The 13,522-nt window shown below is 26.4% G+C and carries 14 protein-coding genes and 1 tRNA gene; 6 read left to right on the forward strand and 9 right to left on the reverse strand.

Translation table 11 applies throughout. The features are described from left to right. Positions 1-17 precede the first annotated feature (17 nt). Genes argC through ACIJYB_RS03425 form a run of 5 tightly spaced genes read left to right on the forward strand, consistent with a single transcriptional unit; the run spans position 18 to position 4,315 of the window. Positions 18-1,040, forward strand: a complete 1,023-nt coding sequence (gene argC, locus ACIJYB_RS03405) for an N-acetyl-gamma-glutamyl-phosphate reductase (protein WP_435152339.1) — start codon at positions 18-20, stop codon at positions 1,038-1,040. Further along, complete coding sequence (locus ACIJYB_RS03410; protein WP_435152341.1) at positions 1,037-1,264, forward strand: hypothetical protein; 228 nt, start codon at positions 1,037-1,039, stop codon at positions 1,262-1,264. The genes argC and ACIJYB_RS03410 overlap by 4 nt, the downstream gene beginning before the upstream one ends. After that, entirely contained in the window at positions 1,261-2,553 is a 1,293-nt protein-coding gene (locus ACIJYB_RS03415; protein WP_435152344.1) for a homoserine dehydrogenase, read from the forward strand. The genes ACIJYB_RS03410 and ACIJYB_RS03415 overlap by 4 nt, the downstream gene beginning before the upstream one ends. After that, positions 2,553-3,455 (forward strand): AEC family transporter, encoded by a 903-nt coding sequence (locus ACIJYB_RS03420; protein ID WP_435152346.1) that lies wholly within the window; start codon positions 2,553-2,555, stop codon positions 3,453-3,455. Before ACIJYB_RS03415 ends, ACIJYB_RS03420 begins: the two co-directional genes overlap by 1 nt. A gap of 17 nt (positions 3,456-3,472) precedes the next feature. Continuing rightward, complete coding sequence (locus ACIJYB_RS03425) at positions 3,473-4,315, forward strand: DMT family transporter (protein WP_435087071.1); 843 nt, start codon at positions 3,473-3,475, stop codon at positions 4,313-4,315. 527 nt (positions 4,316-4,842) lie between these two features. Here ACIJYB_RS03425 and ACIJYB_RS03430 read toward each other — a convergent pair. Then, positions 4,843-5,121 (reverse strand): methylated-DNA--[protein]-cysteine S-methyltransferase, encoded by a 279-nt coding sequence (locus tag ACIJYB_RS03430; protein WP_435152348.1) that lies wholly within the window; start codon positions 5,119-5,121, stop codon positions 4,843-4,845. Continuing rightward, a complete protein-coding gene (locus ACIJYB_RS03435) occupies positions 5,102-5,539 on the reverse strand; it encodes a GNAT family N-acetyltransferase (RefSeq protein WP_435152351.1) in 438 nt (145 codons plus the stop codon). Before ACIJYB_RS03435 ends, ACIJYB_RS03430 begins: the two co-directional genes overlap by 20 nt. Before the next feature lie 176 nt (positions 5,540-5,715). Here ACIJYB_RS03435 and ACIJYB_RS03440 point away from each other — a divergent pair, with 176 nt between their 5' ends. Further along, positions 5,716-6,672, forward strand: a complete 957-nt coding sequence (locus tag ACIJYB_RS03440; protein WP_435152354.1) for a site-specific integrase — start codon at positions 5,716-5,718, stop codon at positions 6,670-6,672. Here the strand turns inward: ACIJYB_RS03440 and ACIJYB_RS03445 are convergent. From ACIJYB_RS03445 to ACIJYB_RS03475, 7 genes are all read right to left on the reverse strand, one after another. Continuing rightward, positions 6,669-7,073 (reverse strand): class I SAM-dependent methyltransferase, encoded by a 405-nt coding sequence (locus ACIJYB_RS03445; protein ID WP_435152517.1) that lies wholly within the window; start codon positions 7,071-7,073, stop codon positions 6,669-6,671. The two genes, ACIJYB_RS03440 and ACIJYB_RS03445, sit on opposite strands and share 4 nt — an antisense overlap. Before the next feature lie 306 nt (positions 7,074-7,379). Beyond that, a complete protein-coding gene (locus tag ACIJYB_RS03450) occupies positions 7,380-9,503 on the reverse strand; it encodes a glycosyltransferase (protein WP_435152357.1) in 2,124 nt (707 codons plus the stop codon). Continuing rightward, positions 9,475-9,741, reverse strand: coding sequence for a GIY-YIG nuclease family protein (locus ACIJYB_RS03455; RefSeq protein WP_435152360.1), 267 nt, complete (start codon positions 9,739-9,741; stop codon positions 9,475-9,477). The genes ACIJYB_RS03450 and ACIJYB_RS03455 overlap by 29 nt, the downstream gene beginning before the upstream one ends. A 23-nt stretch (positions 9,742-9,764) precedes the next feature. Next, positions 9,765-9,839: transfer RNA gene (locus ACIJYB_RS03460), tRNA-Glu, on the reverse strand. A 41-nt stretch (positions 9,840-9,880) separates the two neighbouring features. Beyond that, positions 9,881-11,584 (reverse strand): single-stranded-DNA-specific exonuclease RecJ, encoded by a 1,704-nt coding sequence (gene recJ, locus ACIJYB_RS03465; RefSeq protein WP_435152362.1) that lies wholly within the window; start codon positions 11,582-11,584, stop codon positions 9,881-9,883. Continuing rightward, positions 11,581-12,528, reverse strand: a complete 948-nt coding sequence (gene glpX / locus ACIJYB_RS03470; protein WP_435152364.1) for a class II fructose-bisphosphatase — start codon at positions 12,526-12,528, stop codon at positions 11,581-11,583. The genes recJ and glpX overlap by 4 nt, the downstream gene beginning before the upstream one ends. Next, positions 12,528-13,520 carry a putative transporter gene (locus ACIJYB_RS03475; RefSeq protein WP_435152366.1) on the reverse strand — a complete coding sequence of 331 codons (993 nt, stop codon included), beginning with the start codon at positions 13,518-13,520 and terminating at the stop codon, positions 12,528-12,530. The genes glpX and ACIJYB_RS03475 overlap by 1 nt, the downstream gene beginning before the upstream one ends. Between the last annotated feature and the right edge of the window lie 2 nt (positions 13,521-13,522).

A 13,522-nucleotide genomic window follows, 5' to 3' on the forward strand; every position in this document is an offset into this window, starting at 1 on the left:
AACTGTTATAATAAATCATGGCTAAGCTTAATGCATTGGTTGCTGGATCAACTGGATATATTGGAGTTCAATTAATTAAACTCTTAATGAAACATAAATATATTAATATTAAATATTTATGTGGAAATAGCTCTGTTGGAAAAAAAATTTCTGATTACGATAAGTCACTATTACAAAAAAAATTACCTAAGATAATAAAATTTAATAAAAAATTATTAAATGATGTTGATGTTATCTTTACTGCTTTACCGAATGGTGAAGCACAAGATATATCTAAAAACTTAAATAACCATAATACCTTAATTGATTTAGCAGCAGATTTTAGATTAGAAAAAGCATCTGAATATCTTAAATGGTACAAACAAAAACACAGAGCAACTCATTTAATAAATAAAAGTTTATACTCTCTACCTGAAATTAATGGAAAAGATTTAAAAAAGTATCAAATTATATCTTGTCCAGGTTGCTACCCAACATCAATACTATTACCCTTAATACCTCTTTTTAAAGATAATTTAGTAAAGACTAAAAATATTACGATAGATTCTAAATCTGGTTATTCAGGAGCTGGTAGAGGTGTACATAAAAAATATAAAGATAAAAATCTCTATGAGTTGCTAAGTGCTTATGGTGTCGGATTTCATCGTCACAATTCAGAAATAGATCAGATGTTAAAGAAATTTACTAAAAAACAAATTAATTTTAATTTTACACCCCACCTTACACCTATGTTTCGTGGGATATTAAGCACTATTTATATAGATCTAGAAACAGGAATAAATCAATCAAAAGTAATTAAGAAACTTTCTAATTTTTATAAAAAAGATAGTTTTGTAAAAATTATGAAAGCAGATGCTTTAATAAGTACAAACGATGTAATAAACTCTAACAATTGCTTCATTTCAGTTTGTAAAACAAAATATAAAGATAAAATAATCATTCTTTCTGCTATAGATAATTTAATTAAGGGTGGGGCAGGTCAAGCTATACAAAATTTAAATATTAAATTTAATTTCCCTTTAAAAGCAGCACTAAAATGAAATTAACAATTACTTTTATTATATTTTTATTCTTAAATAACTGCTCTTTAAACAAAGATTCTAAATATTGGACTGAAGATGTAATTAAAAGAGATGAGGATCAAAAAAAATTATCTGAAATATTAAAAAAGTCAGAAGATATAACAACTATGACACTGCAAGATTATGAAATTTATATAGATGACTATACAAAAAAAAGTAAATATCCAGATATTAGCAAATGAATAAAATAATAAATATAGCTGTAGTAGGTTTGGGTCAGGTTGGTAATTATTTGCTTAATGAGCTAAATACTAAAAAGAAAGAGATTGAGCTTAAAACTGGTAAGAAAATAAAGATTGTAGCTGTCTCAGCTAGAAATATTAATAAGAAAAGACAGTTTAAAGTAGATAAAAAATTATTTTACAAAAATCCTTTAGATATATTAAAGAAACACCAGGTAGATATTTTATTTGAAGCTATTGGACAATCAGATGGAGTTTCAAAAAAAATTGTTGAAACTGCTTTAAAAAATGGCACTCATGTTGTTACTCCAAATAAAGCTTTAATATCTAAACATGGTAATGATTTATCTAAACTTGCTGAAAAGAATAATGTTAATTTAGAATTTGAAGCCTCTGTAGCAGGTGGTATTCCAGTATTAAGAGCAATTAAAGAGGGTTTAGCTACCAATAAAATCTCAAAAGTTTATGGAATTTTAAACGGAACATCTAATTACATTTTGTCTGAGATGGAAAACTCTAATAAAAACTTCCCTGATGTTCTTAAAAAGGCTCAACAACTTGGTTATGCGGAACCAGGTAATCCTAAATTAGATTTAAATGGCTTCGATGCCTTTGCAAAAGTGAGAATTTTATCAGCACTTGCATTCAATAGTAAGATTTCAAAACATAAATGCTTAATGGAAGGAATTGAAAAAATTGAATTAAAAGATATTAAAATTGCTAATCAACTTGATCTTAGGGTAAAATTATTAGGTATTTCTGAGTTAAAAAATAATCAACTTTTCGAAACTGTTCATCCATGTCTTGTCAGCAAAAAATCTTATATTGGGAATGTTAATGGTGTTATGAATGCCGTTATAATTGAGGGTAAACCAGTTGGTGAAAGTGTTTTGCAAGGTGAGGGTGCAGGTCCTGGCCCTACATCATCAGCTTTATTATCTGATTTATTATCGATATTAAGAGGAAATATAAAAAAACCTCTTGGTGTTTCTGTCTCTAAACTAAAATCTCTAAAACCTTATAATGTTAATAATTACGTTAATTCATTATATTTAAGGTTTGAAGTTAAAGATAAATCAGGTGTTTTATCACAAATCACTAATCGATTGGCTAAATATAAAATATCAATAAAAAGAATAATCCAAACTCCTGATAAAAAAAATGATAAAGCTACTATTGTTATTATTTCCCACAAAACTTCAGAACTTAATTGCAATAATTGTTTATCTATATTTAAAAACAATAAGAATATTCTTAAAACACCTACACTAATAAGACTGCTAGGTTAATGGATATATATTTAAAACTTTTTGAAGTTTTATTTCCTGTATTCTTTGTTGTTGGTATTGGCTACTACCTTGGTAAAAAAAATCCTAAAATTGACACTACGTTTATAACAAATTTTGCAGCTAATGTTGGTACACCAGCAATGATCATTTATGCTTTAACATCTACTGGAACAACCTTTGAGATTTTTAGAGATTATTTTTGGTATTACTTTATAGCAATCATTATTTTCACTTTAATAGGAACGGTTTTCTTATTCTTTCTTAATACAAAAGATATTATACGTGAATTACCTCCATTTGTAATGCCAAATACAGGGAATATGGGTCTTCCTATATGCTTATTTGCGTATGGCTCTCAAGGACTAGGAGTAGCTGCAGCAATATCTGCTTTAATTATTTTGTGCCATTTTACGTTGGGTGTTTTTCTAGCAGATAGAAAATTTAATTTTAGTGTGGTTTTAAAAAGCCCTCCATTTTATGCAATTATCATATCAGTTATTATTCTTTACTATAAAATCGAAACACCAGTTTTCATTGAAAACACAACTTTTTTATTAATGTATGCAACAATATTTTTAATCTTAATGTCTTTAGGAATTGCTTTAACTCGTTTTAAAGTCTTCTCATTTAAAAAAGCTTTAATTTCTTCTATCGGCAGGGTAATAGCAGGGCCTATTGTAGGTTATCTATTAATTAGATACTTTAATTTAACTGGTTTTGCAGCTGGTGTTCTTTTAATACAATGTTCAATGCCATCAGCAGTTCTAAATTATCTTGTTGCTTCAATTTACTCTCCTAAAAAAATTGTTGATAGTGTTGCTAGTACGATCGTTGTGTCTACTATAATGTCCTTTTTAACTATACCATTAGTCGTATTCTTTGCTTTAAAGTACTTCAATTAAACTATATCTATTGGCTTATGAAAGCCGTTATTTTTAGTTTATTAGGATGGATGTTTCTTCCTGTAATGGATGGATTTGCAAAATTTTTGAGTGCAGATATTCCTGTTTTACAAATAACTTGGGCTAGATATTTTTTTACAGTAGTTTTTACTTTTCCAGTTATGTTCTTCTTTTTTAGGAAGGATCTTGTGTGGTCTAACAAACCTAAATTACAAATTATAAGAGGCTTAATTTTATTAACTGCAAATATTTGTTTTTTTTACGCAATATCTAAAATTTCTTTGGCTAAAGCATTAACATTAGCTTTTGTTGCTCCTTTAATAGTAACCGCTTTCTCTCCTGTCTTCTTAGGTGAAAAGGTTGGATTTAGAAGGTGGACAGCTGTTATAATAGGTTTTATTGGATCCTTAATTGTTATTAGACCAGGTTTTTTAGAAATTAATCTTGCTAGTTTTGCTGCTTTATCAACTGGAATTATGTATGGTTTTTATTTAATAATTACTCGAAAACTTAGCACAAGTGATAGCCCATTATTAACCTTATTAATAACAGGACTAGTAGGGGCTACAATAGTAACTCTAATAATTCCATTTATTTGGGTTAAACCAACACTTAATCAATGGTCTTTAATGGCTGGTATAGGAGTTTTTGCCTGCATTGGGCATTTATTCCTTATATTATCACTTAAATATGCTGATGCCTCTAAATTAGCCCCTCTAGGCTATACAGAGATAATCCCTAATGTAGCAATAGGGTATTATTTTTTCTCTGATTTTCCTGATAATTGGACTTTTCTTGGATTGTTTGTAATTGTTTTATCAGGGATTTATATTTCTCTTCGAGAGAATAAAAAAGTCTAATGATACTTAGTAAGTAAATATTTACTATATATTAATGTTTTGATTTAAATACTTTATATAAAGTACTGTAATTGTTAGTTTTTTTACTATTATATATATTATCATTTTTAATAAATTAAGACAATAATACAACAAATGACCAGGATAAAAAGTTAATATAACTCTAAAATATATTAAATACAGTCATATTATCTCAAAATTATTTTAATTAAACTAAAAGTGTTAATTTTCAATACTTATTTGATGTTCTGACTAATTTTTTAGAAATTAAAACTTAAAGAATACAAAAATAAAGCTCTAAAAAGGGTGTTTTTTGATGGATAAAAAAGTGTTGTTATTATTGATAAGTAGAGCAATGCAGTATTAGAATATATAGTTTAAACGGCCATAGAGCACCTTATTTTGAGCAAAGAGCGATATACAGTACAACTGAAGGATGTAAAATGTATTTTGAACATAAATACACTATATTAGTATAAAAGTGTTTAATAGCAATGGTTTTAGATCATCTAGTTTGTTAAAAAGTACTATTTTAAATAGATTTTCTCTTTACTCAGTAATCGTCTTTTTTCGCGTATTCCGCCTTTTCCCGAGTATCCGCCGAGACTTCCGTCGGATCTGATCACTCTATGACATGGTATTAAAGGAGGATAGGGGTTTTTACCAACTGCATTAGCAACAGCTCTGAATGCCTTAGGTTTTCCAATGGCTTTAGCAACATCAAGGTAGGATTTAACCTTACCTCTGGGTATTTTCCTCAAGTAATTCCAGACTTTTAGCTGGAACTTAGTCCCCTTTAAGTTCATAGAGTTCAAACCCTGTGTTATTGGCTATTTTATCGTATAATTTCTTTGCATTTTCATTGGAAGAGTGGGTGATCCAACGAATTCCATCCCAATTATTGGCTTTAGATAAAGATTTTAGATAATTAATAAGTTTTTGAGCTATTTTTTGACCCCTAAAATCAGGCTCAACAAACAAATCGTCTAAAAAACCAATATATTTACCCTTAATTGGTCTTGGCATTGTTCTATAATGAGCAATACCAACTATTTTACCTTCTAATTCAAAACAAATACCCTTTACAATATGATTTTCATCTTGAATCCATCCCCATAAAGTTTCTAAAATTTCTTTTTTCATTGGGGCTTTATAGAAATTGGCATAGCCATTATATAATTCAGACCAATTTTCTTTATCTGTATTTTTTAAATTTCTAATCATAAACTTTAATAAATTAATTAAAATAATTGAAAATATTAACTATTTTACTTTTATAAAGTTAAAATTATTACAATCATCCAGATTCCAGTATCCATTTATCTAATTTATTTTAATTGACATTGAAAATCTATTAGTATATTACTAACGATAATTAATGGTTATCAATAGTAATAATTATGAAAAATATAATAACAGATTTAAAAGCATTACAGGAAGAAACTATATTAAATTTACAAAGCTCTAAGGCAAATAACACTGTAAGAGCTTACAAATCAGATTTTAATGATTTTGGATTATTTTGTGCACAGAATGGATTAAAGTCTCTTCCAACTGAACCTAAAATTGTTTCATTATATTTAACTCATTTATCTACAAAAGATGTAAAAATGAGTACTTTAAAACGTAGATTGGTATCAATAGGAGTTATTCATAAACTAAAAGGGCATTATTTGGATACAAAACACCCATCAATAATAGAAAATATTATGGGTATAAAGAGGAGAAAAGGTAGCGTGCAAAAAGGGAAAAAGCCTATACTAATCAATAGTTTAAAAAAGATTATTAATGCAATAGATGAACAAAAAAAGGATGAAATTAAAAAAATTAGAGATAGGTCAATTATCTTAATTGGATTTTCAGGAGGTTTTAGAAGAAATGAAATAGTATCATTAGATTATGATGATTTAGATTTTGTTCCAGAAGGCCTTAAAATCACTTTAAAAAGATCCAAAACAGACCAATTTGGAGAAGGTACTTTAAAAGGACTACCCTACTTTGATAGCTCACAATATTGTCCAGTATTATCACTTAAAAAATGGATTGAAATATCAAATATTAACTCAGGACCATTGTTTAGAAGGTTTTCAAAGAGTTCAAAACTGACAGAGAATAGGTTGACCGATCAAACAGTAGCGCTTCTAATAAAAAAATACTTAAATTTAGCGGGTATAGATAGTAAAAATTATTCTGGTCATAGTTTAAGGTCAGGTTTTGCTACATCTGCTGCTGAATCTGGAGCAGAAGAAAGAAGTATAATGGCTATGACAGGCCATAAATCAACCGAAATGGTTCGAAGATATATTAAAGAAGCAAATTTGTTTAAAAACAATGCTCTTAATAAAATAAAACTCTAATTTTTTTTTCTAACAATTACTTGGTGCCAAACTTTTAAATATGTAATTTCATTAATATTATTCAAAATAAATTCATTAATTGGAGTTGAAGGATTTTTTTTTAAATCTTTATAATACCACCACATATAATCATCTAAAATTAAACACCCTCCCTTATTAAGAATGTTCCAAGAATTATTTATATCTTTATAAACTTGTTTGGCGCTATGATCACCATCCACAAAAATTAAATCAAATTTATCAGAATTTATTTTAAAAAATTCATCTGAAGTCATTTTAAATTTTTTGAGTTTATTCATTTTTAAAAAAAAATTTGTATTAAGATCAAAATTTTTTTCAATATTGATGAATTCATTTTTATCATGTTCATCACTACCACACCATGTATCAACACATGATATATGTGCTTCTGTATATTTTTTTAAAAAAAAATTGCACTTCGTCCTTCATAAGATCCTATTTCTAACATATTATTAATATTGTTAGTATTATCTAAATTATTAGTCAAAAAATTTAGATTATTACAAAACCATTTTTTATTAGTGTCCAAACTAATAAAATTATCATAAATTTCTTTTTCTATCTTAAAAGATTTATTTTTTGTTTTATAATTTGGTAAAAAGTTTTTTATATAATTGAAAATGATAAAAAAAAGGTGTGTTAATTAATATTAGACGGAATATGTTTTTAAAAAATTTAGTCATTTATTAGAATAATGAAGACTCGTTACCGAGAGAAATATCAATAAAATATTTACTTATTTTAGATTCATTAAAAAGCTTAAAATATTTTTCTTTACCTTTTTTTGCTATTTTCTGTCTTAATTTATCATTAGTGGAATAAAATTTTATCTTCTCCGATAAATCATTTATATTTTTATAAAATATGATTTCATTTTTAGTAAAAAAATCATTCATTTGAACTTTTTCATCAATAAAGGTTAATAATCCATTACCCATAATAGAGGCTATTCTATTACTAGAATAATACTTTGTTGGTTTGCCTCTACTTAAATTAAGACCCATTTTAGAATTGATAAGCTGGTTATTGAAATCATTCCCCCAAATCGGTTGTTTGTTGGAAAAACCATAAAAATCGTATTTTATATTTGGTATTTTTTTTACAAGCTTATCTAAGAACTTAACCCTTGTATCTTCGGTACCAGTTTTTAGTACTGCTCGATTTACACCATGACTCATTGCATAAAACAGATCTTTTTTTGGTTTCATATTAAATACATCAAAACATTCAATGTTTTTATCAACTGGCACAAAGAAAAAATGAAAATTTTTTGAATTAACTTTATTTTTAATTACTGAAGGATGTGTTGTTATAAAATTGTGATCAACAAAATTTGAATATAAATTTATATTAGAAATATTTTGCTTAGAATAGTTTAAACTTGGCATCACTGGGTCTTCGTTCCATTGGGATATTATCAAATTTTTATTATAAGATTTGATTTCGTCAATGGTGTTTAAATCAATATTCTTTGTATGACCAAAAAAAAATAAATCGGGGTTATAATTCTTAAATGAGTTAAGTAAATATTTTTGAAAATTTTTTCTATTTGGAAATAAATTAAAGGTTTTATTGGTTTTTAGAAAATCACGATCACTAATCTCCAATACATCATGGTTATTTCTTATAAAACCATTTGTAAATTTTTTTCCTAATGAAATATTATACAATCTATGATTAAGTTTTTGTCCTTGGTTATATAAATTTAAAATCTTTAACTTATTATTTAAAATATTAAAACTATATTTTGGAAATATACTTTCTCTCATTTGATCAATAATTTTTGTATTGTTTTTAATAGAATGTTTAATATTGTTTTTACATAATTTTTGTATTTTTCTTCTTAACTTTAAATTTTTAACTAATCTTTTTAATTCTTTATATAAATTTACCTCATCTAATTTTTTAAGTATGACAGCATGATCTGTAGTTTCTATTAAACCTCCCCTATTAGAAATAATTGTAGCACAACCTCTTGAACTAGCTTCAAGCGCTGTTCTACCAAAAGGCTCATCCCATCTTGATGGTACAACAGCAATTTCTGACTTGTTTAATATATCTAGAGTTTTTTTGTGACTTAAAAAACCTAATTCTTTATGTTGTTTATGATTAATATAGATAGATCTTCTATCCTCATCACCAATAGATAAAGCTTTCCATTTTGGAAATTCATCTAATATCTTAATTATTGATTTACTGAATATATCATAACCTTTAGAATAATTTAACCTACCTACAAATGTAATAAATTTATTTTTTTTAGAACTAACCTGAGTATTAACACTTGGGTATATCACTTCAGTTTTTGCTGAAAGTTTTTTATCTAAATCTATAAAAAATCTTTTTCTTACCCATTCACTTACAAAAATGATTTTTTCAGAATTTTTTAAAATATATAATCTTTCTGAAACTTTTTTTGAACCTTTCATTGATAAAGGATCATTGTGAAAATAAAAAATAAACCTTGAGTCAATATAATTAACCAAATTAAAAAAAATTAAAGGTCTATTATGAATTTCAACTATATCAAAATGTTTAGTATTAATTTCACTAATCAATTTCTTACTATATTCGTTTGTGGAGCTTTTAAATTTAGAACCAATACTTTTTAAAGAAATGTTAATATAATTTTTTGTTAAATAATTTTTTGATTTTGTATATCCATATATAATATTATTGTTTTTGAACTTTGAATTTTTAAAAAATTCTGCAACCCATAAAGATGCAGCAGATGCTTTTTCTAAAGAATAATTTTCTTTATAAGGTAAAATTGTTGCTATTTTAAGACTTTGAATTTTTTTTGAAATCATTAATTAATCTTGATCTTTCATTTCTATCTTTTTTAAGTTTATATTCAAATGAAAGAGCTTTATTTTTTGAATAAAATCTTTTTTTATAAATAAGCTCCCATTTATAACCTTTGGTTGATTTTGCACCTAAATTATTATTGTGTTTATCTATTCTTTTTGAAAGATTATTTGTATATCCTACGTATGATTTATTAATGAACCCTTTTAAGGTTTTTATTAAATAAACATAATAGACCATTTATATAAACTAAAATTTATGTGTGGCGGTCCCTGGGGGAATCGAACCCCCCTTTGCAGGATGAAAACCAGCTGTCCTAACCGATAGACGAAGGGACCATCAAAAGGTCTTTTATTTTAAAAGTTTATATATTTCAAGCTCAATTACCTGAAAGAAACAAATCTTTTATATTCAATTGAATAGATTTTTTATTGTTAAAAGAATTTTCAGTAATATGAGCAATAATATTAATTTTTTTTTTATAAGATAATAAATATTCACTTATTTTAGTATTGACGCAGTTAAAACATATTGATTTTATAGAATGTCCTGATGATGGTTTTATTATTAAGGAGATGTGATTTTCTCCAACCAATTTAGGTTTAAATATTTTTACATTTTTGATCAAAAAAATAGGTAATTCATTATCGATACCAAATGGACCTAGTTTATCAATTTCATCATAAAAATCTTTGTTTAAAGCTGAAGCAGATATCTCAGAATCATATTTAAAAAGTAATTTGGAATTTTGATTATTTGTTAAATAATCTTTTTGAATAAAATCATCTAATAATTTTAAATTATTTTTTTTAATCGAAAAACCAGCTGCCATATTATGGCCACCACCATTTTCAATTATATTTTTATCTATTAGTAATTTTATTATTTTGGCAATATTATAATTTTTAGTTGATCTAGCAGAAGCTTTTAATAAATTATTAGATTTTGTTAAAACAATAGCCGGTTTGTTAAAATATTCTTTTAATCTTGCTGCTATGATTCCTATAAGCCCCTCATGCATGTTATTATCGTGATAAATTATAACATTCTTATTTTTTTTAGATATTTTAGTAAAATTAATTTCATTTAAAATATTTTTTTCTAATTTTTTTCTTTTATTATTGAGATTAATAAGTTCTGAAGTTTTTTTTTGTAATGTGTCTTTATTATTAGAAGTTAACAATTCTGCACCGTAATTAGAATAACCAAGTCTACCGCCAGAATTTATAATAGGACCAATTAAAAAACCTAAATCTTCAACAGTAAGTTTTCTTTTTAGATTCAATTCATCAAATATAGTTTTAAAAGCTAAATTATTTTCCAATTTAAAATTTTTAAGTACATTAGAGGTTAATATTTTATTAAGTTTTCTTAATGGCATAACATCACAAACCGTAGCTAAAAGTACATAGATCAAAAAATCTGATAATTGAAATTTAGATTTCGTTTTTAGAATAACCATATCAATAAAAAAATATGTTAATGTTGTAGAACATAAGTAGTCATACTCACCATAATCAGTTTTTTTTTTGGGATTTATAATCACGTTTGACTTTGGGTAAGGCCTATTCATTTCATGATGATCAATTATTATAGATTTAATATTTTTTTGATTAAGATAATCAATTGCTTTATTTGATGTTGAGCCACAATCAACCATGATTACTAATTTTGGTTTTTTTGATATTAGTTTTTGAAAAAGTTTAGTTGTTGCGCCATATCCATCTTTTTCTCTCTCAGGAATGTAATAAAAAAAATTTTGTTTAATATGTTTAAAATATCTAATTAATAAAGAAGTTGCAGAAATACCATCAACATCATAATCACCTAGAATGCATATATTTTCTTTTTTGTTAATTGAATTTAACAAAATATTTGAGGCACTAATAAAATCTGAATTGTTTTTAAAGATATTGGTTAATTTCAAGCTATTATTAATATTATTTATTTCCGTAATGTCGTAATTTCTTAAAACAATTAATCTTGCTAAAATATCTTTAAAATTAAAATCTTGCTTAATCTTTTCTATTAAATTTTTATTAACTTTTTTTTCAACCCAATTTTTTCCAGAAATTGAAATCATTCATTTAAAGAAGTAATTTTTTTTAAAATTTTTTTTAAATTACTATCTTTATGAGTTACTAAAGTTTCAGATATATAATCATTATTATCGATTTTAATTCCATTTAAAATATCAGAATTGGTAATACCTGTGGCACAAAAAAGAGAGTCCCCTTTAACTAATTCAGATAAATTATATTTTTTTTCTAAATCTGTGATACCCATAGATTTTGCTTCAATAATATCTTTATCATTGTCAAAAATAAATCTACCTTGGAAATGGCACTCATAACTATCAAGAGCAGATGCTGCAAGTACACCTTCTGGTCCACCACCTATTCCAACAAACATATCGACATTATATTTTGGATCAGATACGTATAGAGCACCAAGCACGTCTCCATCAGAAATTAGTTTTATATTTACTTTTAATTCTTTTAATTTATCAATTATCTTTTTATGACGAGGTCTGTCTAATAAACAAACTGTAAGAGAAGAATATTCTTTACCTTTAAATTCAGACAAATTTTTGATATTTTTTTCAAGTGGATAATCAAGATCAATTAAACCTTTTTCAATTTTTCCTGTCGCTATTTTATTCATATAAGTTTCAGGTGCATTAAATAAATTGCCTTTATCTGCAATTGCTAGAACAGCTATTCCTCCTGGTAAGTTATTTGCAACAAAATTAGTTCCCTCTACAGGGTCAACAGCTATATCAAAGTTTGGTCCATTTTTTGTGCCGAGCATCTCACCTGTGAATAACATAGGCGCTTCATCAAGAGCCCCCTCCCCAATTACAACTTTTCCCGTCATATCAATTTTATTTAATTCAGATCTCATGACGTCTACAGCTGCTTTATCTGCAGCAATTTTATCTTTTTTACCAATTAAATATGATGAGGCTAGAGCTGCTTTTGATGTAACATTTACAAATTGATCAATAAATCTTTTATCTATTGTCATTAAATATTTTCATCTACTATTACTTTTGTATTTATTTGAGACTCAAATTCCCTTAATCTTTTATAAACGCTTGCTAGCTCAATTATAGTTGGCCATGCCTTTAAAAGGTACTGCATTGAACCTTCTACTCTACCAAAAGCTCTAATAATTTGCTGCATAACACCCAATGTCACAACACCAGCAACTATAGCGGGAGCTAAAAATACATATGCAGATAATACATTTGCTTGTAAATAAGCCATTCTACCAATATTAAAATATAAATAACGTATGTAGCTTAAAAAGTGAATTGAACGAACATCTGCAAATAACTCGTCAATTGTTTTAGGCCTTATGTTATTATCATCCTCTGCTATGACTAATATTTTTCTATACGCAGCTTCCTTTTTTTGAAGATCATATTCAACACCAACTAATCTTAATAACCAACCTAATCCTATCAAAAAAATTGTTCCTCCTATTGTCCAAAGAAGAGCACCTGTTATTAATCCGTATTGCCAATCACCAAAAAAGAAAATTGGTATACCAATCGAAAGACCTAATAAAATTGGAGTAAATTGAATTAAAACCATTACAGACTCAACAAAACTAGTACCAAGACCTTCCATAATTCTTGTAAACTTTATTGTATCTTCTTGAACTCTTTGAGAGGCACCTTCTATTTTGGCAGCTTCATCATAAACACTATGATACCATTCAACCATTGCTGTTCTCCATCTGAATAAATAATGAGCTGTTAAAAAACTTATAGCTACATAAAGAGCAATGTACATTCCAGCCAATGTTATAAAAGATGCTAAACTACTCCAATACTCTTCTATGGTAATAGCATTAGGCGCAGCAAGAGCTTTTTGAATCATATCGTAAAAAACACCAAACCATTCGTTAATTTTTACATCGATTTTAACTTGGACCCATAGAGAAAATAAAATAACAAACGATCCTAACCAAGACCACATAATCCATTTTTTTAATTTAAAGAATCTAAACATTT

This window comes from Candidatus Pelagibacter bacterium nBUS_44, from assembly GCF_051200895.1.
Classification (GTDB): Bacteria; Pseudomonadota; Alphaproteobacteria; order Pelagibacterales; family Pelagibacteraceae; genus Pelagibacter.